The sequence below is a fragment of the Haladaptatus sp. AB618 genome (assembly GCF_024136965.1).
Taxonomy (GTDB): Archaea; Halobacteriota; Halobacteria; order Halobacteriales; family Haladaptataceae; genus Haladaptatus.
The window spans coordinates 14,177-36,143 of sequence record NZ_JAMYJX010000013.1; the positions used below are offsets into that span (position 1 = coordinate 14,177).

The 21,967-nt window shown below is 55.6% G+C and carries 14 protein-coding genes; 6 read left to right on the forward strand and 8 right to left on the reverse strand.

The window, feature by feature from the left end; translation table 11 throughout:
* Positions 1-10: 10 nt before the first annotated feature.
* Genes NKF26_RS22660 through NKF26_RS22670 form a run of 3 tightly spaced genes read right to left on the reverse strand, consistent with a single transcriptional unit; the run spans position 11 to position 3,396 of the window.
* Entirely contained in the window at positions 11-1,072 is a 1,062-nt protein-coding gene (locus tag NKF26_RS22660) for a DUF354 domain-containing protein (protein ID WP_253229115.1), read from the reverse strand.
* Positions 1,069-2,025, reverse strand: a complete 957-nt coding sequence (locus NKF26_RS22665; protein WP_253229114.1) for a glycosyltransferase family 2 protein — start codon at positions 2,023-2,025, stop codon at positions 1,069-1,071. The genes NKF26_RS22660 and NKF26_RS22665 overlap by 4 nt, the downstream gene beginning before the upstream one ends.
* Complete coding sequence (locus NKF26_RS22670; RefSeq protein ID WP_253234917.1) at positions 2,026-3,396, reverse strand: nucleotide sugar dehydrogenase; 1,371 nt, start codon at positions 3,394-3,396, stop codon at positions 2,026-2,028.
* Between the two features lie 492 nt (positions 3,397-3,888).
* Here NKF26_RS22670 and NKF26_RS22675 point away from each other — a divergent pair, with 492 nt between their 5' ends.
* The 3 genes from NKF26_RS22675 (at position 3,889) to glmS (ending at position 8,361) form a co-directional block, all read left to right on the forward strand.
* Entirely contained in the window at positions 3,889-4,467 is a 579-nt protein-coding gene (locus NKF26_RS22675; protein ID WP_253229112.1) for a hypothetical protein, read from the forward strand.
* Between the two features lie 265 nt (positions 4,468-4,732).
* Positions 4,733-6,184: a helix-turn-helix domain-containing protein gene (locus tag NKF26_RS22680; protein WP_253229111.1), complete on the forward strand. Its 1,452-nt coding sequence runs from the start codon at positions 4,733-4,735 to the stop codon at positions 6,182-6,184.
* Between the two features lie 362 nt (positions 6,185-6,546).
* On the forward strand, positions 6,547-8,361 hold the full coding sequence (glmS, locus tag NKF26_RS22685) for a glutamine--fructose-6-phosphate transaminase (isomerizing) (RefSeq protein ID WP_253229110.1): 1,815 nt from the start codon (positions 6,547-6,549) through the stop codon (positions 8,359-8,361).
* A 580-nt stretch (positions 8,362-8,941) separates the two neighbouring features.
* Here the strand turns inward: glmS and glmM are convergent.
* Positions 8,942-10,255: a phosphoglucosamine mutase gene (gene glmM / locus NKF26_RS22690; protein WP_253229109.1), complete on the reverse strand. Its 1,314-nt coding sequence runs from the start codon at positions 10,253-10,255 to the stop codon at positions 8,942-8,944.
* Between the two features lie 183 nt (positions 10,256-10,438).
* On the opposite strand from glmM, the gene NKF26_RS22695 reads away from it, so the two are divergent.
* Positions 10,439-10,870, forward strand: a complete 432-nt coding sequence (locus tag NKF26_RS22695) for a universal stress protein (protein WP_253234918.1) — start codon at positions 10,439-10,441, stop codon at positions 10,868-10,870.
* A gap of 188 nt (positions 10,871-11,058) precedes the next feature.
* Positions 11,059-12,291 carry an Nramp family divalent metal transporter gene (locus NKF26_RS22700; protein ID WP_253234919.1) on the forward strand — a complete coding sequence of 411 codons (1,233 nt, stop codon included), beginning with the start codon at positions 11,059-11,061 and terminating at the stop codon, positions 12,289-12,291.
* Between the two features lie 157 nt (positions 12,292-12,448).
* Here NKF26_RS22700 and NKF26_RS22705 read toward each other — a convergent pair whose 3' ends face one another.
* Positions 12,449-14,125, reverse strand: a complete 1,677-nt coding sequence (locus NKF26_RS22705) for a glycosyltransferase family 39 protein (protein ID WP_253229106.1) — start codon at positions 14,123-14,125, stop codon at positions 12,449-12,451.
* A gap of 1,921 nt (positions 14,126-16,046) precedes the next feature.
* Between NKF26_RS22705 and NKF26_RS22710 the strand changes: the two genes are divergently transcribed.
* The gene (locus tag NKF26_RS22710; RefSeq protein WP_253229105.1) at positions 16,047-17,243 is read left to right on the forward strand and encodes an orc1/cdc6 family replication initiation protein; all 1,197 of its coding nucleotides are present in this window, start codon (positions 16,047-16,049) and stop codon (positions 17,241-17,243) included.
* Positions 17,244-17,803: 560 nt separating this feature from the next.
* On the opposite strand, the gene NKF26_RS22715 is transcribed toward NKF26_RS22710, so the two are convergent.
* The 3 genes from NKF26_RS22715 to NKF26_RS22725 all read right to left on the reverse strand — a co-directional run bounded on the left by NKF26_RS22715 (position 17,804) and on the right by NKF26_RS22725 (position 21,384).
* On the reverse strand, positions 17,804-18,370 hold the full coding sequence (locus NKF26_RS22715) for a metal-dependent hydrolase (protein WP_253229104.1): 567 nt from the start codon (positions 18,368-18,370) through the stop codon (positions 17,804-17,806).
* 134 nt (positions 18,371-18,504) lie between these two features.
* Positions 18,505-19,215 (reverse strand): helix-turn-helix domain-containing protein, encoded by a 711-nt coding sequence (locus tag NKF26_RS22720; RefSeq protein WP_253229103.1) that lies wholly within the window; start codon positions 19,213-19,215, stop codon positions 18,505-18,507.
* Between the two features lie 147 nt (positions 19,216-19,362).
* On the reverse strand, positions 19,363-21,384 hold the full coding sequence (locus tag NKF26_RS22725) for a bacterio-opsin activator domain-containing protein (RefSeq protein ID WP_253229102.1): 2,022 nt from the start codon (positions 21,382-21,384) through the stop codon (positions 19,363-19,365).
* Positions 21,385-21,967: the final 583 nt, after the last annotated feature.

Genomic DNA, 21,967 nt, shown 5'->3' on the forward strand with positions numbered 1-21,967 from the left:
GTCATCATAGTTAAACCTCCGCGCCCGGCCGTGTCGTTCGACCATGTGCATCCCGAGAACGGCCGGTGAGGGCGCGCAAAATGACATCGGTCGTATCGACTTTGTCATCGAGAAGCCGTTCTCGGCGTTGCTGCCAGTCGGTATCCCCTTCGAGGATGGAAACCGACTTTTCGAGCGCGCGTTCGTGTCGGTCTTCCTGCTGATAGTTGAACAGGAGTTCGTAGCGCTCGTCCAGTTCGTCCGTGTAGCCCATCGTTAGCGTGTTAACGTAGATGGCAGGCGTGCCGAGGACGGCACTCTCCGCCGCCATCGTCGCGCCTTCCCCGACGAACAAGTCGGCGAAGGCGAGCAGGTCGTGCATCCGGTGTGGCGCGACCGTTGCCCGGTGTGATTCGAGCGACGAGGGGAGCGAGCGCTCGGAGGTGATGAGCACCTCCGAACCGGCGTCCTCCAATTGCGTGACGACATCGCGTACGTCGTCGAATCCACCTTGTCCCACGTCGTGTGATGCACCCCACTCGACGAGCCTGAGGACGGTGAATTTCTCCTCGGGATCGAGACCGAGTTCCTCGACCACCGTTGGGTCGGGCGTGAATCGGTCGGGGTGGAGATACGCGAGTTCGTGATAACCGGGGTATCGAACCTGCTTCGAACCCACATCACGCGTGTAACAATCGGGGGTGTAGATGGCGTCAGCGAACGGAAACGCGAGGTTCTGAATGAGTTTCGCGTGCTCCGTGTCGTAGAAGATGACGCTGCGTGCGCGCACGGCCGTTGCCACGTGTGCGGCCGCCACACCGCCGATGGCGGTTATCACGTCCGGCTTCAACTGAACTGCTCGGCGGAGCAGACGCGCCTCGTAGGTCGCCTGTACCCGTGCCAGTTCCGACAGACCCGACGCGGTGCCAGCCAGCACCTCGTGGTCGATGTCGTACCGATGGAGCAGTTCGACCGCCATTTCCTTCTCACGGGCGAAGACGTGAACGTCGTGCCCCTCGTCCTCCAGTTCCGCTATCGCGTTGCGGAAGAAGTGGACGTGTGCCGGGTGCTGAATGGTGACGAACACTCTCATGGGTTCTCCCTCCTGTCGAGGACGATTCCGACGATGATTCCGACGACGCTGACGAGAAGCGACGTGAGCGATTTACGCGCGTCGTCGTTCTTCGTCCCGGTGAGGACCGAGCCCAACGCTCGGACACCGAGTGCGATCCCTGCCAACCCGCTGACGATGCCGAAGAGATAGGCGATACCGAGCGGGTGAGTTCGGTAGCGTGCCCCGAGCCGCCAGAAGAAGTTTCTGAGGAGCATGAGCGACACCTTCGGGATGTAGTCACCGTACTTGATGCTACTCTCCTCGTCACCGTAAGTCGCAGGCATATCCACGTCCGCGACCCGCATGCCGGCGACGTTCAGCTTCACGAGGATGTCGTTACAGTAGCCGTAGTACTCGTACATTCCTTCGAGGTCGATAGCCTCCAGCGCTGGCAACGAGATCGCCGTGTATCCGTTCTGTGGATCAGTTATGCTCCAGTAGCCGCTGGCGATGCGCGTCAACCCTGTCAACAACCAGTTTCCGAGTAGGCGGAATCGTGGCATCTCTTTGCGGAGTTCCGAGTTCGAAAGACGGTCGCCTTTCGTGTACTCGGCGTCTCCAGCCACGATCGGGTCGAGAAACCGAGTCATTATATCGGGATCCATCTGTCCGTCCGCATCGACGGTAACGGTGATGTCCGTTCCGTCCTCGCGGGCCGCGAGATACCCCGTTTTGATCGCCGCACCGGCCCCTCGGTTCACCGCGTGCTGAATGGCGACGACGCCACTGACGGTGTCGTCACTCTCCCCTGCACGGGGTGCACGCTCGATGGTTGCGTGTGCTCTAATTTCGTCCCACGTACCGTCGGTCGAGGCGTCGTCAACAGCGTAGATACGATCCACGAAGTCGGGGAGCGAGTCGAGAACATCGCCGACGAACCCTTCTTCGTTGTACGCGGGCACGACGACGCCTATCGTGTGCCCTTCGTACATCTACACCCTCCGGTAAGCGAATCCGGCGTCGAATACTTTCTCGGCGTTGAACGCGCCAGTTACGTCGATGAAGACTGGGTCGTCGTTCATCCGGTCAGCCATGTCCTCCAAGTCGAAATCGTAGAAATCCTGATGCGGCGTGGCGAGGACGATGCCGTCGTATCCGTCGAAGGAGAAATCGTCGTCCTCCTCCACGGAGATGCCGAACTTCTCACGCATGAGTTCGTTGTCACCGTGTGGATCGTAACCGACGGTCTCGATGTCGAACTCCTGGAGTTGACGAATGATGCCGTCCACTTTGGACGTGCGGATGTCGGCCACGTCCGGCTTGTAGGTCAGCCCGAGGATGAGGACACGACTGTCTCGAAGCGTCTTTCCTGCCCGATTCAGCTCCTTTATCATCATGTTAGAGAGGTGGGCAGGCATGGCTTCGTTGACGTCACGGCTCTGCTGGATGAGTTTGGGCGAGAATCCAGACTGCTTGGAACGATGGATGAAGAAGTACGGATCGACGGGGATGCAGTGACCACCGACCAGTCCTGGGCGGTAGTCGTGGAAGTTCCACTTCGTCCCCGACGCTTCGAGGACTGAACGCGTGTCGATGTCCATATCCATGCTGTCGAAGGCCATCGCCAGCTCGTTCACGAGCGCGATATTCAGGTCACGCTGGACGTTTTCTACCACTTTGCTCGCTTCCGCGACTTCCATGGAGTCCGCTTTGTGAACGCCCGCGTCGATGACGGTCGCGTACAGTTCGGCGATATCGTCACGAACCTCGTCGTTCATTCCGCCCACGACTTTCACGACGTCGCGGAGACCGTGCTCCGGGTCGCCGGGCGTTGCGCGCTCCGGCGAGTAGCCGACGAAGAAGTCCACACCGCAGGTCAGTCCGGACGCTTCTTCGATTGCGGGAACGAGGACTTCACGGGTCGCTCCCGGGAAGACCGTCGATTCGAGAATGACGGTCGTGTCGGGGGAGATGTGTTCGCCCACAGTTTTGCCGGCAGCCACCACGAAGTCGAGGCTGGGTTGGTCGTTTTCGTCGACCGGCGTCGGAACCGCGATCATCACGTAATCCGCACGGGTGATCTCATCGGGATCGTTCGTGTACGTGATTTCGCTCTCAGCGATCGCCTCGTCTCCGAGGTCTCCCGTGGTGTCAGTGCCGCCGCGAAGGGTTTCGACTTTGCTGTCGTCAATGTCGAAGCCGACGACGCTGTACCCTTCTTGGTCGAATCCGACTGCCAACGGGAGTCCAACGTAGCCGAGACCGACGACACAGATCGTCGCTTCCCGGGCCTCTGTTACGTCGCTCTCATCACTTCCAGCGTAGTCCGGCTGGCTGTCGATGTCTCCTATCGTCGAGTTCATGGGTGATTGTCCTCCATTCGAGTGCTCCCCGGTATCGACTGATACCAGAGCGACCGGCAGCGAGGGAAAGCGGAGGTTGAGTTTCCTTCGATTCTCCGGTCGGACTTTCCTCGTTAAAATCCATCAAACCCTGTGGGCTTTATTATACACTGACTAATGGCCTCATGCCCGAAAATGGCGGTTTTTCAGTAGGAAGATATGCGGTGAGAGGGGAGATAACACACCACAATCCGCAGATAGATAATATCCACAACCAGTCACGCACGCGTAATAGCAAATAGATAAGCCACCCCCGAGTCAGCCGATCTTCGTGACTGACGGGTCCGATATGTTATGAAAATACATGCGGGTGGGTAATCGCAAGACTGCGGGATTATGAACTCGATACAACGGTTTGAATGGTAAACGAACAAGAACGAACAGTACGGGAAAGTGGGTGCAACATCCGGGAGCAGCTTCTCCGTTTATTACCTCCCCCAGGAACGGACATGTATGAGCGCAACGACACAACAGGTCGAAGAACAATCTAGCTCCATGGATACGACATCGTCCGTAGAGCTGAGCGAGGATCAAATCTACCATCTCCTACAGAACGAACGACGTCGTTACGTCCTTCGATATCTACACGGCTCGAACGGACAGGAATCGATGCGCGACATCGCGGAACAGGTCGCGGCATGGGAAAACGACAGCACCGTTCAGGCGATCACGTCCAGTGAACGCCAGCGCGTGTACATCCCGCTTTACCAGTCCCATCTGCCGAAACTCGACGAAGAGGGTATCATCGAGTACGACCAGAGTCGCGGGACCGTCGAAAAAACGGACATGGCCGACGTGTTGTACGACTACCTCGAACCGACCGTAGTTGCGGCGGATGACGACGAAGATGGGAGTGATGACGAGCAAACTCGCTGGGAACATTACTACCTCGGCGCATCCGGCATCGGCGTAACTCTGCTCGCCGGAGCGACACTCGGTCTGTCCCCGTTCGCGATACTCCCATCCAGTTCGGTCGGACTGGCGATCCTCGGCATGTTTTGGGCGTTAACAGTTGGACAGCGACTCGCGTGACGATCGACCAAACGACCGAGAGATAGGGGATGTTTTGCTGATTAGTTTTTTACTAATACAACTCATGTTTTCGTTTAGTTACACCTGTGAATTCGTCAGATCACCATGAACCGACGAATCTCGGTCGTAACCTACTAGTAAGGCAGGCTAAATACAAAAGGTATAAGCAGTAGAAATCCAACCCCAAAGGAAAAATACTCAGCGCGGAAATACCAAACATAGAACGGTTCACCTTACGAAACCGGAAGCCAGACTTCACACCAACATGACAAACAGGCAACTAGCCATCTTCTCCGTCTGCCTGCTACTCCTCGCCGCCGTCGCGCCGACCGCGTCCGCCGGTGCAACACCGGGAGGTAATCAATTCGTTATTCAGAGCGTTACGTACGCGGGTGCGGGCGTTGCCAAAGCCGGGGGCAACATGACGTATTTGTGGCGGTCAGCACCACACAACGAAACAGTAACAGTGTATACGGGGAACCGTTCCGGAACGCACGAGGTGTGTACGAATTTCCGTACGACGGGGAACGACACGACGAATTTGACGGGCACGAAGACGTGTCGGGAGGTATCCTTCTCCCCTAACAGCGTCCAACAAATCAATTTCAGCTTCGGGAGTATTTCGACGAACGCGAGCGGGCGACAGAACGCTGTTGCGACGGTCAAAGACGGAGAGAAGGTCATCGCACAGCAAACGGTTTCCGTCTATCTCATGGTGAAGACAGGCGATGACGATGGGGACGACCTGACCAACGAGAAGGAGATCAAGCTCGGAACGAACGTTACGAGCAAGGATACCGACAAGGACGGGCTCGAAGACGGCGAAGAAGTGAACAACTACGGGACGAACGCGACGAAAGCGGATACGGACGGGGATGGACTCCGCGACAGACAAGAGATAAGCATCGGTTCGAATCCGACTCAGGAGGATACCGACGCGGACGGGTTGTCCGATAAGCGCGAATACGAACTCGGAACGAACGTCAGTAACGCCGATACCGACGGTGATGGATTGACCGACGTTTCGGAAGTGAACGGCACGACCAGACCCACGATGGCGGACAGCGATAAGGACGGACTGAACGACAGCGTGGAGGTCGCAGGTGCCACGGATCCGATGAAACCCGATACCGACGGGGATGGGTTGGAAGATGGAAAAGAGAGGAAACTCGGGACCGATCCGACGAAAGTAGATACCGATGGGGACGGACTGGCTGACGGAAAGGAGAAAGAACTCGGGACGGATCCGTTGAAGCGAGATACCGACGGCGATGGACTGAGTGATGGATTCGAACACAGCTTCGGGACGAACCCGAACAGTCGCGTTCTCACTGGCGGCCTGTACCTCGTCTTCTTGAGTTTACTCGTCGGGATGGCGCTGTTGGTTCAGCGGAACGGAACCGAATGGCTACCGACGCTATTCGGGGGCGAGAGCAATCGGGACGGAGAGCCCAAACCCGAGCCACACCTACAGGATGGAAAAGTGACGACAGACGCTGATCGCGTCTTAAAACTCCTGCGAGAGAACGGAGGTCGGCTTCCACAGGGGGAAATCATCGAGCGGACGGGGTGGTCGAAATCGAAGGTAAGTCGCCTCCTTTCGAAGATGGAAGACAGAAAACAGGTGAGTAAGATAAACATCGGCCGGAAGAACATCGTCATCCTCTACGGACAGGAACCTGGAAAAACGAATAGCACGTCAGAAAAACCGCAGTAGAGACTGTTGAAACCGCTATTCAACGGGTAGTTCGGCGCCAAAATATCAAAATATACGACATTATAAAGACACATCTAAACAGAGTAGAACTGTATCAAAATCAAATACATTCGGTTTACATTCCTGCTAAGATACCCCCTTAATCAGTCTATAGTAATGGGGGTAGGGAGAAATGTCGAAGACAAGAGCCAGTCGTTTCCAGCAGTTGGGACGGCGGGGCCTATAGGACACACCCATGAACTACCTTGACACAATAGACGGACGTGCGACAGTTCGTTCTGGCTTGCTTCACGATACGACGGGGCGTGCCAGCTCGGAACGACAGTACGAGCAGTCCACAAGAAAAACGGAGGAGACGTAGGATGTGTGGAATTATCGCCCGTATTGGCGAAGGGGATGCGATTACGAAGCTCGTTACGGGACTCGAAAACCTCGAATATCGAGGCTACGATTCGGCCGGGGTCGCCGTCCAGAACGGGTCAGGGATATCGGTCTACAAGCGTTCGGGCCAGATCTCCGAACTGAAAGACAGCATCGTCGGGAGCGTCCCGAAGGGGAACATCGGAATCGGTCACACCCGATGGAGCACGCACGGACCACCGACCGACGAGAACGCTCACCCCCACACGAGCGAGACGGAAAACGTCGCCGTGGTTCACAACGGTATCATCGAGAACTACAACGAGCTCAAAGAGTGGCTCAAGGGAGAAGGCTACGAGTTCACGAGTGATACCGATACCGAGGTCATTCCACACCTCTTCGAATACTATCTCGAGGACGCGTCGAGCATCGAAGACGCGTTCCGCCAAACCATTCGCGACCTCGAAGGCAGCTACGCGGTCGCAGCGATCGTCGATGGCGTTCACGCCATCTACGCGGCCCGACAGGGATCGCCGCTCATCCTCGGGCTGGATAACAACGAGTACTACCTCGCCAGCGACGTGCCCGCGTTCCTCGACCACACTGACCGGGTCGTCTACTTCGAGGACGGCGACGTCGCCATCCTCGAACCGAACGGCGTGACGATGACCGACCTCGACGGGAACATGGTCACTCGTGACGTGGAACGGATCGACTGGGACCCTGAGGACGCCGGCAAAGGTGGCTACGAGCATTACATGCTCAAAGAGATCAACACCCAACCGAACGCACTCGCCAACACCATCGAAGGACGAGTGGAGGACGGGGAAATCAGCCTCGAAGACTTCCCGGACGGGACGTTCGCCGATGTAGACGATGTTCAGTTCGTCGCTTGCGGGACGTCGTATCACGCCGCGCTGTACGGACAGCAACTCCTCAATCAGTGTGGAATCCGTGCACAGGCGTTCCGAGCGAGCGAATACGTCGATTCGTCGGCCAGCACCATCACGGAGGACACGTTGGTCGTCGCCGTTACCCAGAGCGGGGAAACAGCAGACACCCTCAGCGCCCTGCGAGGTGCGAAGGAGAAGGGTGCACGAACCGTCACCGTAACGAACGTGATGGGTTCGACGGCGGCCCGTGAGTCCGACGACGCGCTGTTCATCCGAGCCGGACCGGAGATCGGTGTGGCCGCCACCAAGACGTTCTCTTCGCAAGCGGTCATGCTCTCGCTCCTCTCGCTACGGCTTGCCAAGGACATGGAAACGGCAACCCCACCGAAGGATCAAGCTGACCTTCTCCGCGACTTGGAGAAACTGCCCGAGCACGTTCAGGAAGTGCTCGACACCACGAACGCCAAACGGATCGCCAGCCGATACACCGGCAGCGAGGCGTTCTTCTTCATCGGTCGAGGGCTGAACAACGCCGTCGCAAAAGAAGGGGCACTGAAGTTCAAGGAGATCACTTACGAGCACGCCGAAGGGTTCGCCTCCGGGGAGCTGAAGCACGGACCGCTCGCACTCGTAACGCCGGATACTCCCGTATTCGCGCTGTTCAACGGCGAGAAGGACAAGAAGACGCTGCAGAACGCCAAGGAAGCACAAGCACGCGGCGCACCCATCGTCTCGGTCGCGTGTGCAGGCCACGATTCGGAGAAAATCTCCGATGCATTCCTCGAAATCCCCAAGACCCACACCGTCTGGGCGGGACTGCTGGCGAACATCCAGTTGCAGCTAGTGTCCTACTACGCGGCGAAGAATTTGGGTCGCCCGATAGACAAACCGCGAAATCTGGCGAAAAGCGTTACCGTCGAGTAATCGACGAAGGTAGTGTCATGGAACGCGGTCTATTTTTTGCGGATACGAACGGGAACGTGTTTGGAGTCGATACGCGTGAAACAGAGCGAGCAGTGCGAACGCCGCGATAGTTACGTACGCAACCGAGAGGACGAACGTACTATCGACGACCCATGCACCAACCACCCCGCACACGCTGAGAATTGCGAGCCAAAGATACCGAACGCTCCAGTCGGTCGTAGACATCGTCCGGAGGTCACACGGGAAGAATATTATTATCAGGTGAGTAAACGCGTGGCTAGTCGCCACATAAACGGACGAATTCGACGGTGAAAAAGAACAAACAGACAGATATGTGGAAATGCCTGAAAGTAGCAATATCGGCCGAGCCAAAACTTATTACTAGCATCGCTGAATAGTAACAAACGTCCCGTCGTCGCCGTGGCAGACGTCGGCAGGGACAGCTGTCATCCACTTTCATCCACATCCTTCTGCGCATCGAAGTTGAGAGCGACGGCTGCGGGGGAGGATCGGTCGATGTCGTCGTGAAGGAGGTACATTTCGTCTGTCGCGTTGGGATTATTACCCACTCGCGCAAGCGTCACTCCGCGTACTCAGCCACGAAGGCGTCGGCCGTCTCGAACACCTCGTCGGCGGCGTCCGGGTCGCGGGCCTCGGCGGCGATGCGAACCAGCGGTTCGGTGCCGCTGGCGCGGATGAGGAACCAGCCCTCGTCCAGTGATACGCGCACACCGTCGATGGTCGTAGCGTCGTCATAGCGCTCGGTGACGGCGGCCGAGAGGGATTCCATCAGACCGACCTTGTCCTCGACGTGGACGTTCTTCCGGCGGATGGGGTACTCGCCGACGTCGGCCGCGAGTTCCGACAGCGACCCGTTTTCGGCGACGAGTTCGGCGAGGCGGCAGGCCGCGAGGGGACCGTCGGGGCAGAGCGTCTGGTCGGCCCAGATCCACGCGCCGGACTGCTCGCCGCCGAAGACGACGCCGGGTTCGGTTGCGCGCTCGGCGACGTACACGTCACCGACCTGCGTCCGCACCACGTCTGCGCCCTGTTCGGCGAGGACGTCTTCGACGATGAGGCTGGTATCGACCGGCGTGGCGATCGTTTCGCCCTCACTGGCGTGTTGGCGTGCGAACAGAGTGAGCAGCACGTCGCCCGAGATGAAGTCGCCGTTTTCGTCCACGGCCATCATGCGGTCGGCATCGCCGTCGTGTGCGATTCCGAGGTCCGCGCCGATTGCCGTAACGTGATCACAGAGCGACTGGCAGTTCTCCGCCGTCGGTTCGCTCGGACGTGCGGGGAAACGACCGTCGGGTTGAGCGTTCAACGTCTCCACGTCACAGCCGAGTTCGTAGAGGGCGTCGGCGGTGGCCGCACCAGCACCGTTCCCGACATCGATGACGACGGAGAGATCAGCGGGCGAGACGGCCTCGGCGAGAGTTTTGACGTGTTTGTCGTGTGCCCCATTCCAATGTGTTTCTTCGCCGGTTTCGTCCCAGCTTGCGAGGTCGAACGCCTCGTCCTCGATGATGGATTCGATTTCCGCGCGTTGGTCCGCATCGAACGCTTGCCCGGACGGGTTCCAGAGTTTGATTCCGTTGTCCGTCGCTGGATTGTGCGATGCGGTGATGGAGACGCCCGCATCGGCGTCCTGCCACTCGACGCTTCGAGCGACGGTCGGCGTCGAGGCCAGACCGAGCATCACGACATCGGTACCACATTCGCGGAGACCGGCCGAAAGTGCATCCGCGAGGAATCGTCCGCTGTCGCGGGGGTCACGTCCGATAACGACGCGCTCGACGCCGGTCGAGGCGAGCGCTCGACCGACCGACAACGCGAGGTCTCCAGTGACTACTTCGCCGACAGGGCCGCGAATTCCGCTGGTTCCGAACATTGATTCGTACGACATCCGGGACGGCCAAAAGGGTTCCCTTCGGACGGGACTGTTCACCGGAAAGCAGGCATGAGTCGTCGGTTTTTACCAAATGAGAGAAAAGTTCACAACCGTCCGTCTACATAGAATGTGAGAGTATATCACGCAAAGGAACGAATAGTAACTCGAAACGAGTGAGTGGGGATGTACACGGGAATACTCGTGGCGACCGACGGAAGCGACAGGTCAGCCATCGCGTTGGAGCACGCTTTCGAGTTGGCGGCACAGTTCGACGCGACGCTCCACGTGGTGTACGTACTCAATACAGCGAACAGTCCGCTTGGACTCGACAACGTTCTCACCGACGTTCACAACCCACCGGGGGAAGCGCTCATCGAGGAAATCGTCCAGGAGGGACGGGAGCAGGGTCTCGCCATCGAAGGCCACGTCCTCAAAGGGGTTCCCCACGAAACGATCGTCGAGTATGCCATCGAGAACGGAATTAGTCTCATCGTCATCGCAACTCACGGTCGAAGCGGGGTCGTGCGAGGGATGCTCGGCAGCGTCACCGAAAACGTCATCCGTCGCTCGGAGGTCCCCGTCCTCACGGTTCGAATCGGTAGCGCCGACGGCTGAGCGACCGAAGTGAACAAAATTTTGATGCTGTCGGGAGAATCCCGCAACATACCGGGGAAGACATCAGAGTTATATTTGAGCATGCTAAACAAAGGATTAGATGGGTCAAAAACGGGGAGTTGGAATACCATGTCGCGAGTAACGAACGAGCGATCGGGATTCTCTGCTGACAACGGGGAGATGATGTGATGAAATACTCCTTTCGGGAAGTTCTCTCATACCTCGGACCGGGATTCATCATCAGTGTCGCGTACATGGACCCCGGTAACTGGGCCACGAACATTTCAGGCGGTGCGAAGTTCGGATCAGCGCTCCTCTGGGTCATCGTCCTCGCCAGTTTCATGGCGATGGGAATTCAGATAGTTGCGGCGAAACTCGGTATCGCAACAGGGAAGGGTGTCGCACAGCTTTGTCGGGAGCGATTGCCCCGGCCTGTCGTTCTCGTACTCTGGACTGCTGCAGAACTCGCGATGATCGCGACGGATATGGCGGAAATCATCGGCGCAGCCATCGGTTTCAGCCTCATCTTCTCACTTCCGCTTTGGGCGGGCGCGATACTAGCGGGAATCAGTTCGTTCGCGCTTCTCGGGGTCAGAACCGCACACAAACGCGGATTTCGGTGGGTCGAACTACTCATCATGTCCCTGGTCGGCGTCATCTCGATCGCGTTCATCTTCGAGATGGCGCTCGCGCAACCGACCGCAGGAGAGATCACGAGCGGGCTTGCACCGAGTATCCCGAATGCGAGCGCACTGTACGTCGCTATCGGGATACTCGGTGCCACCGTGATGCCTCACAGCGTCTACCTCCACCCGTACATCGTCCAGGACCGTCGGAGCCGTCTCATCGAGGACGAAGGAGATACGGAAGAGGTTCACCGGCGTCACTTCGTCCTCGAAAGCGTCGATACCGTCATCGCGCTCTTCGGAGCCATGTTCGTCAATGCGGCGATGCTCATCGTTGCGGCGGCCGCGCTTCAGGGCACCGGCATCGAGACCCTCAACGAAGCGTACGTCACGCTCGATGGAGTGTTCGGTGGACAAGCCAGTTTGGCGTTCGGTATCGCCCTCATCGCCGCCGGACTCTCCTCGTCGCTCGTGGCGACGATGGCCGGACAGACGGTGATGGACGGCTTCCTCGACCTCAACATCAACGTCTGGATTCGACGGTCAGTCACGCTCATTCCAAGTTTAGCCGTCGTGATCGCCGGGTTCGACCCGACGTCGGTGCTCGTCGCCTCGCAGGTCGCGCTGAGTTTCGAACTCCCGTTCGTCCTCATCCCACTCGTCTGGTTCACCCGGGAGGAGGGAATCATGGGTTCGTTCCGCAACTCGTCGCGAACGACGAGCATGCTCGGGATCGTCATCGCGCTCATCATCGTCCTCAACATCTGGTTGCTCTACTCGACGCTGTTCGGGTGACGTGTTCATCCGAAAAACCGGTAGAGTAGTTCGAAATCAATGCACCGATGGCCTCGTCGACGAACGCACCGACGAGAAAGGCGACGAGAATTATGGTGCCGATACGGAGCTTTCGGTCAGAAGCCACCGAATCTCAACAGAATCCGGATTCATACGATCAGACGGACGACGATGAAGAAATAGGTTCGGAGAGGGACGGAACCGGTTGCGGTCCATCGTCCGGAACGTGTGTCGGTTCCATCGGCTCTTCGATGCGGTATATCATCGCACCCTCGTTCTCGTAGACGAGTTTGTATCGATCCGAATCGACGAGGTGTTCACGCATCCACGGTTTCTGATATTCGTCGATGCCACGGACGGTGTAATGTCCTTTCGGGACGTACACGTAATCCGGGTTGACCTTGTTGGAAACCAACTTCTGGGTCAAGCAGGTTTTGCCCGGACAGCGAGATATCCGCTTGTACAAGCCGAGCTGATGCCGATACTTGGAGTGGCCTTTCCACTCGACCCCCCACGGTCCGATGAGAATCGTCCGGTCGGTCATGAGCGGGAACCACTCCGCGCTGTCGCCGAGGACGACGAAGTTAGCGCTCGGACTCGTGTTGTCCTGAGCCCACTGCATCGCAGCCATGTCGTCGTCGTCCACGAACGACGGCTGTGTCGAACTGCCGAGATGGGAGTGTAAATCACCCGCCGCGAACGCGACACCGACGCTCGAAACCAGGATTGCGAGAACCATGATGACGGCGAGCGGTGCGGACCGGGAGTATCGCGTCCGCTTCGACCAACGACGGACCAGCGGAACGATGACTTCGAACACGAGTACCGACGCCATCATCACACCGGCCGGGAACTGATATCGGAGTTTTCCGAGCATGTACGCGCCCGAAAGCATCCACAACGGGAGGAAAAACCGGCGCTTTGCGACGAGATATGCCGCACCGGCGAACGAGCCGATGAAGAAGATGGTCGGCATGCTCATGTCCAGCGGGTAGATGAACTGCTTGATCAGACGGTGCATTCCACCACCCAAACCAGTGTGTGTCCCGGAAGCGGCGGTAAAGATACTGGGACCGTGAATGGCGATGATTTGAAGCCACCATGGGGAGGATATGATCACCCCTCCCATGACGACGATTCCACCGTACACCAGTCCCCGGAGCGTTCGATTGAAACACGCGTACATCACGAGATACGTCGTCCCGAAAAAGACGGTGTAAACCGGATGGGTGAGTATGATCAGCCCGAAGAGGACAGCGGAGGCTAAGAGCCACTTTCTCTCTTCCGTTTTGAACAGTTTGATACCCGTGTACGCGCCAGTCACGACGAAGAGGAATGCGGGGGCACGAACGATACCGCCCGCGGAGAGGTGCCACTGAAGGACGGGCGGTGACACTGCGAGGAGAAGCGTGGCGAACCCTGCTCGCGGCGTCGAGTCGAGTATCTCACGCGAGAGATAGTAGAACGGCACGAGATACAGAATCGTGACGAGGCCAGGAAGGAAACGACTCAACGTGATAGGGTCGACGCCAGTCGTATCCATCAAAATTGCCGAAACGTAGTACATCAACGGTGGATAGGCGAACGGAACACCTTCCTGTGTATAAAGCGGGATTTGAGCCGGAAGACCGTAGCCGTGTGCACTTATCTCACGTGCGATTTTCATATAGAGGCCCGCACCGTACGCCGGGTACGGATGCGTCATGAGATACGTGAGATACACCAGTACTCCCGTCCCCATCGCTGTCGCGAGCCATGCACGTTCGTCGCTGGCAAGCTCAACTAACTTCGATACGGCATCCCATTTTTGTCGATCATTGATTTCATGTGACATCAGATTTCACTCCAACTTCGATAGTCGTTTGATAGTTTCCCCGACCGGGGTTCGCCGACACCCTCCGACACGCACCATTCGCTTTGTGAGTGGGATGGGCACCGATCTGTGAACCTAGTGGGCGAGAGAGTTGTTGCTTGTATGCAAGAGCGGCCGACTATACTTTCTTTCTGGCCGCGATGCTTACAATTCCTGCTCGTATTCCGTCTACGTTCGAAACGCGGTTCGGACATCGCAGTATCGAACACGTGGGAGGAGAGCACGGGGGGACGGCGATACGGCATCAGGGAGGGCATCTTTTTCATAGCGTGTACGTGGAGACTTTTTATTATCGCGTGACTAAGCCGTTCAAGCACTGTTTGAACGGTGAATGAACGATATAGTACGATCCTACTGGAAAGTGAAAGTCGCAGAACGATAATATGGAGATCATATATGGGAAAATACAGCACAGTATACTTAATTTTGTGGAATCGTTGATAGCATGGAAACTGCTCGCACGGCCCATTCGAGGTAAGGGAGCGATCGTGTCTCGGGTGATATCGATCGTATCCATTCGATAGTCAACCGACCGTGTTTGGAAAATAGGACAGATACAATCGGATAGTAGACAAAATAATACAAATGTCGATTTATCATATATGATGCATGGTATCATATAGCGCATACACACACACACCACGTTTCCAGTGAAATAGGAAAAAGGTGGGTGGAGGGTGCAAATGAAATGGGGGTTTGATGGAATTTCCATACCACAAAACGACAAGAAACGCTACTCACCCCCATATATCATGTGTTGAGAACATAGGATAGAGAATATATAAATATATTTTAATTAGAATATATAGGGGGAAAGGAGACACCGAGTTTCCAGTGAAAATAGATGATTATAAACTTTTGATCCAGACGGAGAGGAAACGCCGAGAAGTCGAAAAGGAAGCGGATGAGAGGGAGTTGACAAACGGCAACAGTCACAAATAAATCATGAAATGGGGGAAGTGCGGTCAGCAGACAGACGCGATCTACAAGCCGTATAAGCACAAATTTCACCGGAAGCGAGGTGTCCAACGGAAAGAAAAGAAGCAGTTCTTGGATTTCCGATCCGAGCAAACGGGAACGAAATCACGGAGTGACAGTCAAGGTTACAAGAGAACGAAAGGGACGGTAAAAAAGAAGCGAGAATGACGGGAGAATCGAGAGAACGAGGGAATTCACTGGAAACGTGGTGTGGGAAACAGATCGATTTCACTGGAAATCAGGTGTGAGAACATCCACGTAAAGCGGGTGAAATACAACACGTTTTCTTTTCATTTTCGATCTTTTTCTCGCCATCAGCAGCTTCGGTCGCGTTCTCAAGACACCACGTTTCCAGTGAAAAACCCCCCTATGGACTCGAGAAAACATCTCAACCCCCGTTTCAACTCTAACTATTCGTGACATACGTCACGAATTTATCTTAGTCAACGACTAGCTTAATGGACTTTAACACATCTTGAGTATATATTTTTTTCTATGGCCATCCCTTAAATATCCTATCAGTTACATTATTCGAGGCAATTTTTACCTGATGTTCTCTTCCCTCCCCCACCTTTTCTGCCTATTTCACTGGAAACGTGGTGTGTGTCTCACTTCAATCTCATCCAAAACGACGGACATGAAAAAAAAACGGACCCGAAAAAAACGGACACCAAAACAACTGACCACCGATAGCGACCGACCAAAGTCTAGTGCAGAGCACGATCGCGGCTCAACCGAGACCAGCAGAACTCAACCGAACAACCCGATTTCTCATGTATCACTCATACCTCCGTTTCCGCCTCAACGGACCTTGCTCTGTGACGGTGATCTACATTCCTGTAACCGGCTCCCACCTCTCTTCGGCCCGGAACAGTAAAGGGATTTCACTGGAAACGTGGTGTCCATGAGCGATGCCGACTCGGACGAACTCTTCTCCCGGGAGGACCTCATCTTCGCCAAAAAGGAACTCCTCGAAATCAACCATCTCCCGACTCACGGGAGGATTGTGGGCCGAGACGATGAAATTTCTGCTCTAGCGAACGCCCTGAATCCTGCTTTGTTCAACCAATCTCCGAGCAACGTCTTACTGTACGGAAAAACTGGAACTGGTAAATCACTCTGTGCCAAACACGTCTCCCAGCGTCTCGTCGAAGAGGCTGACGAGGAGGGTGTCACCGTCGGTGTTGCTTACGTGGACTGTGCACAGGACAGCACCGAAACACAAGCCGTCCAGACGATTGCGAGTACAACGAACACCGAGGAGACGGACATCTCGATTCCTGACAAAGGAATCTCCACTTCGACATACTACAAGCGTCTGTGGCGGATTCTCGACGCTCTGTACGACGTCGTCGTCATCATCCTCGACGAGATCGACAAGTTGGAAAACGACGATATTCTGATGCAGCTTTCGCGTGCGGGTGAAGCAGGGAAACTACAGCACTGTAAACTCGGCGTCATCGGCATCAGCAACAAGATCAAGTACAAAGATCGGATGGACGAGCGGGTAAAATCGAGCCTCTGTGAGCGTGAATTCGTCTTCCCACCATACGATGCCAACCAGCTTCGAGCCATTATGGAGGCTCGTAGTGACGCGTTCAAACAGGGCGTTTTGGAACCGGGAACGATTCCGCTCGCCGCCGCTCAGGCCGCACAGGAACACGGGGACGCTCGCAAAGCGATCGATATCCTTCGATACGCAGGCGAACTCGCGCAAGCGGAGAACGCCGAACGGGTCCGGGAAGAATACGTGAAGAAGGCCCGCGAACGCGCGGAAAACGACCGATTTCGTGAACTGATCCGTGGTGCGACACCCCACTCGAAATACGCGCTCCAGGCCCTTGCAATCCTCTCGCTGGACAATCCTGACGTGGATGCGTTCCGAACCAGCCGGGTATACGAAGTGTACGAACAGGTCTGTCGCCAGGTGGATAGCGATCCGCTTTCAACCCGACGCGTTCGAGACTTGCTCCGTGAGCAAGCGTTCCTCGATGTTATCGAACAAGCCCGTCAGAGTGGTGGTAGTGCTGAAGGGAGTTATACCGAACATCGATTGCTGGAAGATCCGCAAGTCGTCAAAAAAGTGCTCGTCACCGAGTAGTAACTGATTCCCGACGGACGAAAGCAGTTGCTCGGGGACGAATGTTACCGAGGTACGTTTATTCTCCCCACAGTGCTCGACATCGTTTATCACAGAACGCATGGATTCGGAACCCGCTTCCATCATCACTGGCGAGAACTGGATGCCACTCGTTCGTCTCAACTATCGAACCGCAGTACGAACAGATATCCGTCCCTGTCTTCGTTTCGGTCTCTCTCGATATCCCTGTCTCCCTCGATACGAGACCCCCTCTTCTATCGTTTCTACTCATCGCTCTGTTCTCGATTAACACACACTTCCGTCATATTATATATTTTTCTATCTATTACTAGCCATAGAGCTTGATATCGATTATTCCAAAATATATATGATATCACTCATAATTCTGAACTACCTCATCTCGCTCCTCGGAGATTATTTCACGCTTCTAAATTTAGAAACAAAGTTCTCGGACTACACACGCAACTGTTGCCCGAACGCTCGAGCAAGGACACAATGTGTATTCTCTGCCATCGAAAACGGATTTGGCGTAACCGTTCAGGGGGACATACAGCACCGAGTCACGTTTCGACGTCCGTTCCTGATTCGGAATCGAAACGAAAATCCGTGTGATCGAACCCCGTGTCGTAGGCTGGTATGGGGTCGGATTTCCGTGCTTGACGGACCGTCAACTGGAAGGTCAGTATGCCGACGACGAGTAACGCGATATTCGCTGGTCCATTGTTCGCATAGACGAGATTGAATGTATGTGGCTTTTTAAGCACTGGGTAGAGCGGTTTGATTCCCATCGGCGTGATCACATCGCCAGCAAGATGACAACAGACCCCTCCGAACCCAGTGACGAATCCATAGAACGATTCTTCCCGTCTTCCAGCGAGCGCGAGCGGCTCGAAACAGTACACGATAAGGGCGAGTACTCCCCCTGCGAGGAGAGCCGCCCAAAGCGTATGCGTGAGTCCTCGGTGTGATAACTGTGCGATATGGAGGTCGATATCGGGTGCGATACCCATGGCCAGTGCTGTTACAGTTACTATTTTCGCCGCCCGTATTTTGTCGCGCGTAACTAATCCGAAAATGATGAATCCAAAGACGAACAGTACTATCCCGAAGTGACCGAGCGGGTTCATGTGGCCACCGGACGCTTGACATCCCCTGACATGCTCAAACGATCCTATGTACTGTCCCTCCCAAAACGTGCGGCTTCAACCGTGTAGACTTTAAGTTCCTCCTCGCTGGATTCTGTGTCGTTCCTTCACTGTCGTCAGCAATCCTTCTTCTCGACGGCTAACGTACTACCGATTAGTTGTTCCGTGTCCCTACGAAGTCGCTGTGATATCGCGGATGTCGATATATCGAGCTCGTGTGCGAGTTCGTTCTGCGAGATTCGACGTGGGATCTCGTAGTACCCGCACTCGAACGCCATCCGGAGCAGTTGTTTTTGCTTTTCAGTCAGCCCCACGACATCGGATTCCTCGTGGTCCGTCGCGTTACCAAGTTGATTGACACGGAACGTCACGTCGTTTTCCAGGCAGTACTCCCGGAACGAGACGAGTGCTTGGCGGGTTGGTATCTGCATCCTGACGACCCAACCGCCGTCCCCACTTTCTACGTCGAGGATACGCGCGTCGAGTTCCGGACAGCGTGGCGCGATGAGCTCGACGGTGGAAACCGGTTCCAGCCGATAGACTCGGCGTCCTTCGTACGTCTCGACGAGTACCGGCTCGGCAACCGTGTGGTCTTGTTGCAGTTCACGCTCGAACGTGTCGAACTCCTCGCCACGGACGGAAATAAAGAGATGCTTCGGCGTTGTCCCGGTCAAGTGTTCGGTTTCGATGGTGACATTAACGGCTTTGATAGTAGGAGAGAGGAGAAGATCAGGACCGGAGAGGGACACTTCGGCGACGATATCGTACAGTTGTCGTTCGATACCCGTCTCGTCGTTATTCGATACCGTCGGTGCCGGTTTTGTCAAACTGCCAGAATGTGGCTGGTTAGTGGCATTGTTGGATTCTCCACTCATCTCTGTAGTATATAATTAACGGCCGACTGATGGATGTTATAGCTATATTCGTAGCCCGTTCTCCCCCGGGCTTCAATATGTATAAATCGTGTCCCTGTTTCACTCGTCTTCGAACAGTATTGTTAGCAGGTTGCGCTCTGATGCCCGAAGATGGCGATTGAACGTCGGCTGTGAGACTCCAAGCGATTCGGCAATCTCTTGCCCGGTGCTTTCCCGTGGCCACTCGAAAAAGCCGCTCCAGTACGCCGTTTCCAACGCTTCCGATTGCCGATCGGTGAGGCGCTGGCGCAACTGTGCTCGAAAGTCCTGTTCGGTCTGTACCGGTCGGTCTCGCTTTCGACGGGCGATGAGTTCCGTGTCGCTGTAGCGATTTTGGAACGTTTCGACGAACAGACGAACGTCCGCCGTTTGTGGCAATTCGACGGTCAGTCTCGCTTCCCTTCCTTCCGCTGTCGCGGATTTTGGAATCGCTCCGTGGTCGAGCAGCAACGAGATTACGTTCGCCCCCGTCACTGTGCATTCGAACAAATCCTTTTTGTCATCACCGGTGACGTGTCGGATATCGTTGACGATGAGTGACTGGTCGGAAAACGAGACGACGGATTCCGGCATCGCTCCTTCCGTAGTGAAGAACAGTCGAAGCGTATCGTCCGTTTCGCGGATAACGCTCTCGAATTCGAACCGACAGTCGGCCATCTGGACGAACTTGATGAGCGTAAATTGCGGGTCACACACCCGGAACTCCAGCTCTACTGCGCTGTCACTCACCAGTGCTTTCTTGCTTTCGACGGCGTTGATGGCGTAGGCGATCGTTTTTCCGATGTCTTCGAGCAGGGATTTTTCTTCCGAATCGAACATATCCGGTCCGCCAGCATACACGGTGAGAACGCCATAGATACTCCCACCGTAGACGAGGGGAACGCTGATTGCCGCTCGATATCCCCTTTTGAGTGCTTCTTGTCGCCACGTTTCGTACGGTGGGTCACCGAGGAGATCATCGTCGATTGCTGGTTCCCTTTCCCGAGCCGCCGTCCATGCGGTCGTTTGTGCAGTCTCGGCCCCTGCTTCCGAGAGCTCGTCGAGAAACTCCTGTTCGTTACCGACCCACGTCCGCGCCGAGAGTTTGTCGGTCGTCGAGTCGTACTCCCCGATCCATGCAAACCGATAGGGGTCCGCGTTCGTTAACCGCTTGCAGACAGCGTGCTCGATGCCACTTCGCGTATCCATGTCGATGAGCGTTGTCAGTACGTCTCGAACGACCGATTCTCGGCGTTGTGTGCAGTTGAGTATCGCTTCAGTATCCGACAGGGCTGCTTCTTGCGTCGAAAGTTCCCACTCACGATCGAGACGGGTAAGTGCCGTCTCGGCGTTCGAAACGAGTACTTCTGTGAGTTTCGACTTGCTCTCGTCGTACTCGTTCTGCGAATCCTCGGTGACGATCAGTACACCGTGTTTTCCGAGCGGAAGGGCGAGACGTCGCCCGTAGTCATTTCGACTCTCGCTGCACGTTTCCCCTTCGAGAAATGCTTTCCACCCGAGTCCGGCGTCGATATCGAACAGTTGGTCGTCCGGTTCGGAAACGCCCTCCCATGCGACCGGTCGAAGTGCACCCTCTTCGCTGTCGTATCGTGCCACGATTGCGGACGAGTAGCCGAGTTCCGATTCCACAACGTTGGCCGTCGTTTCAGCGATCGCGTCCTCCTCTTCGGCGTCTATCAGACGTTTCTGTGCGTCTTGTACTGCCGAAAGTCGTCTATCGTGGTGAATCCGTTTCGCAGTATGGTTCATTCTACTCGCCAATGCACGGCCACCACCCGCTGCTGGTATCCATTCCGCGAGGTTGTTATCGAGGACGTTTTCGACGGCTCGGTCATCCGCATCGCAAAAGAGAAAACGCCTGATAGATGGGTGTGACTGTCGAACGTCCCGCAAGAACGAAACGACTCCCATTCCGCCGATCGCTGTCGTACAAACGACACAGTCGGCTATTTCGAGTATCTCGTGGATATCTTCGACGCTTGCCGTCGTTTCGACGGTGACACCCGATCGCTCTCGAAGCACCGTTGTCACTCCCTCGTCGTCGGGCGGGGAAACGAAGAGGATGCGAACTGCTTCAATCATTGTTTTCTTCCGTGAAGGGATACCTTGTACGACCGCTGACAACACCTTACTCTTCCGATTTCAGTCAGTTGTACGTTCTCCTATGGATAAAATGTACGGTTGTAATGTCTTAAACCCAGATATCTCTTTCAGATGGTTTCACGTCGTTCCGAATCCTCTAATGCTCGCATATACCGCTGGTTTTCCTGCTCTGCATATTGATTGCTCAAAAACGTACCATATTACTGTCTGTTTCAATTGCTGTCTGTAGTTGTGTGATAACAAATCATGTTCGGATGCGACGATAACGGAAGCCATGTCCTCCCCACCCGTTCGAACCGGAACGTCTGTCCGATAGAAGTGCCCTCGATCGGTGCTGGTAGATGCCGATTCTCGGACTCGCGACCGCGCGTCCTCGTGATCGTCTTCGTCATCCTTGCCGTTTTTTCCGATAGTGCTGAACTGATCCCCGCTTGACCCGCTCTTTGACTGTGAAACCCCTCCCTTTCTATCGGTTGACCATTCCGCACAGCCACCGGTTGTATTCCACTTCTCATTACCAATATAATCGGAATTGCTATCCGCCTCCCGAAAATCGCATGAC

Bases quoted from the DNA above. Each gene is read 5' to 3' on its own strand.
- NKF26_RS22675 (WP_253229112.1), top strand. From the start codon at position 3,889: ATGAGCGCAACGACACAACAGGTCGAAGAACAATCTAGCTCCATGGAT.
- NKF26_RS22705 (WP_253229106.1), bottom strand. From the start codon at position 14,125: ATGTCACATGAAATCAATGATCGACAAAAATGGGATGCCGTATCGAAG.
- NKF26_RS22715 (WP_253229104.1), bottom strand. From the start codon at position 18,370: ATGAACCCGCTCGGTCACTTCGGGATAGTACTGTTCGTCTTTGGATTC.
- NKF26_RS22680 (WP_253229111.1), top strand. From the start codon at position 4,733: ATGACAAACAGGCAACTAGCCATCTTCTCCGTCTGCCTGCTACTCCTC.
- NKF26_RS22725 (WP_253229102.1), bottom strand. From the start codon at position 21,384: ATGATTGAAGCAGTTCGCATCCTCTTCGTTTCCCCGCCCGACGACGAG.
- NKF26_RS22710 (WP_253229105.1), top strand. From the start codon at position 16,047: ATGAGCGATGCCGACTCGGACGAACTCTTCTCCCGGGAGGACCTCATC.
- NKF26_RS22695 (WP_253234918.1), top strand. From the start codon at position 10,439: ATGTACACGGGAATACTCGTGGCGACCGACGGAAGCGACAGGTCAGCC.
- NKF26_RS22665 (WP_253229114.1), bottom strand. From the start codon at position 2,025: ATGTACGAAGGGCACACGATAGGCGTCGTCGTGCCCGCGTACAACGAA.
- glmS (WP_253229110.1), top strand. From the start codon at position 6,547: ATGTGTGGAATTATCGCCCGTATTGGCGAAGGGGATGCGATTACGAAG.
- NKF26_RS22660 (WP_253229115.1), bottom strand. From the start codon at position 1,072: ATGAGAGTGTTCGTCACCATTCAGCACCCGGCACACGTCCACTTCTTC.
- NKF26_RS22700 (WP_253234919.1), top strand. From the start codon at position 11,059: ATGAAATACTCCTTTCGGGAAGTTCTCTCATACCTCGGACCGGGATTC.
- NKF26_RS22670 (WP_253234917.1), bottom strand. From the start codon at position 3,396: ATGAACTCGACGATAGGAGACATCGACAGCCAGCCGGACTACGCTGGA.
- glmM (WP_253229109.1), bottom strand. From the start codon at position 10,255: ATGTTCGGAACCAGCGGAATTCGCGGCCCTGTCGGCGAAGTAGTCACT.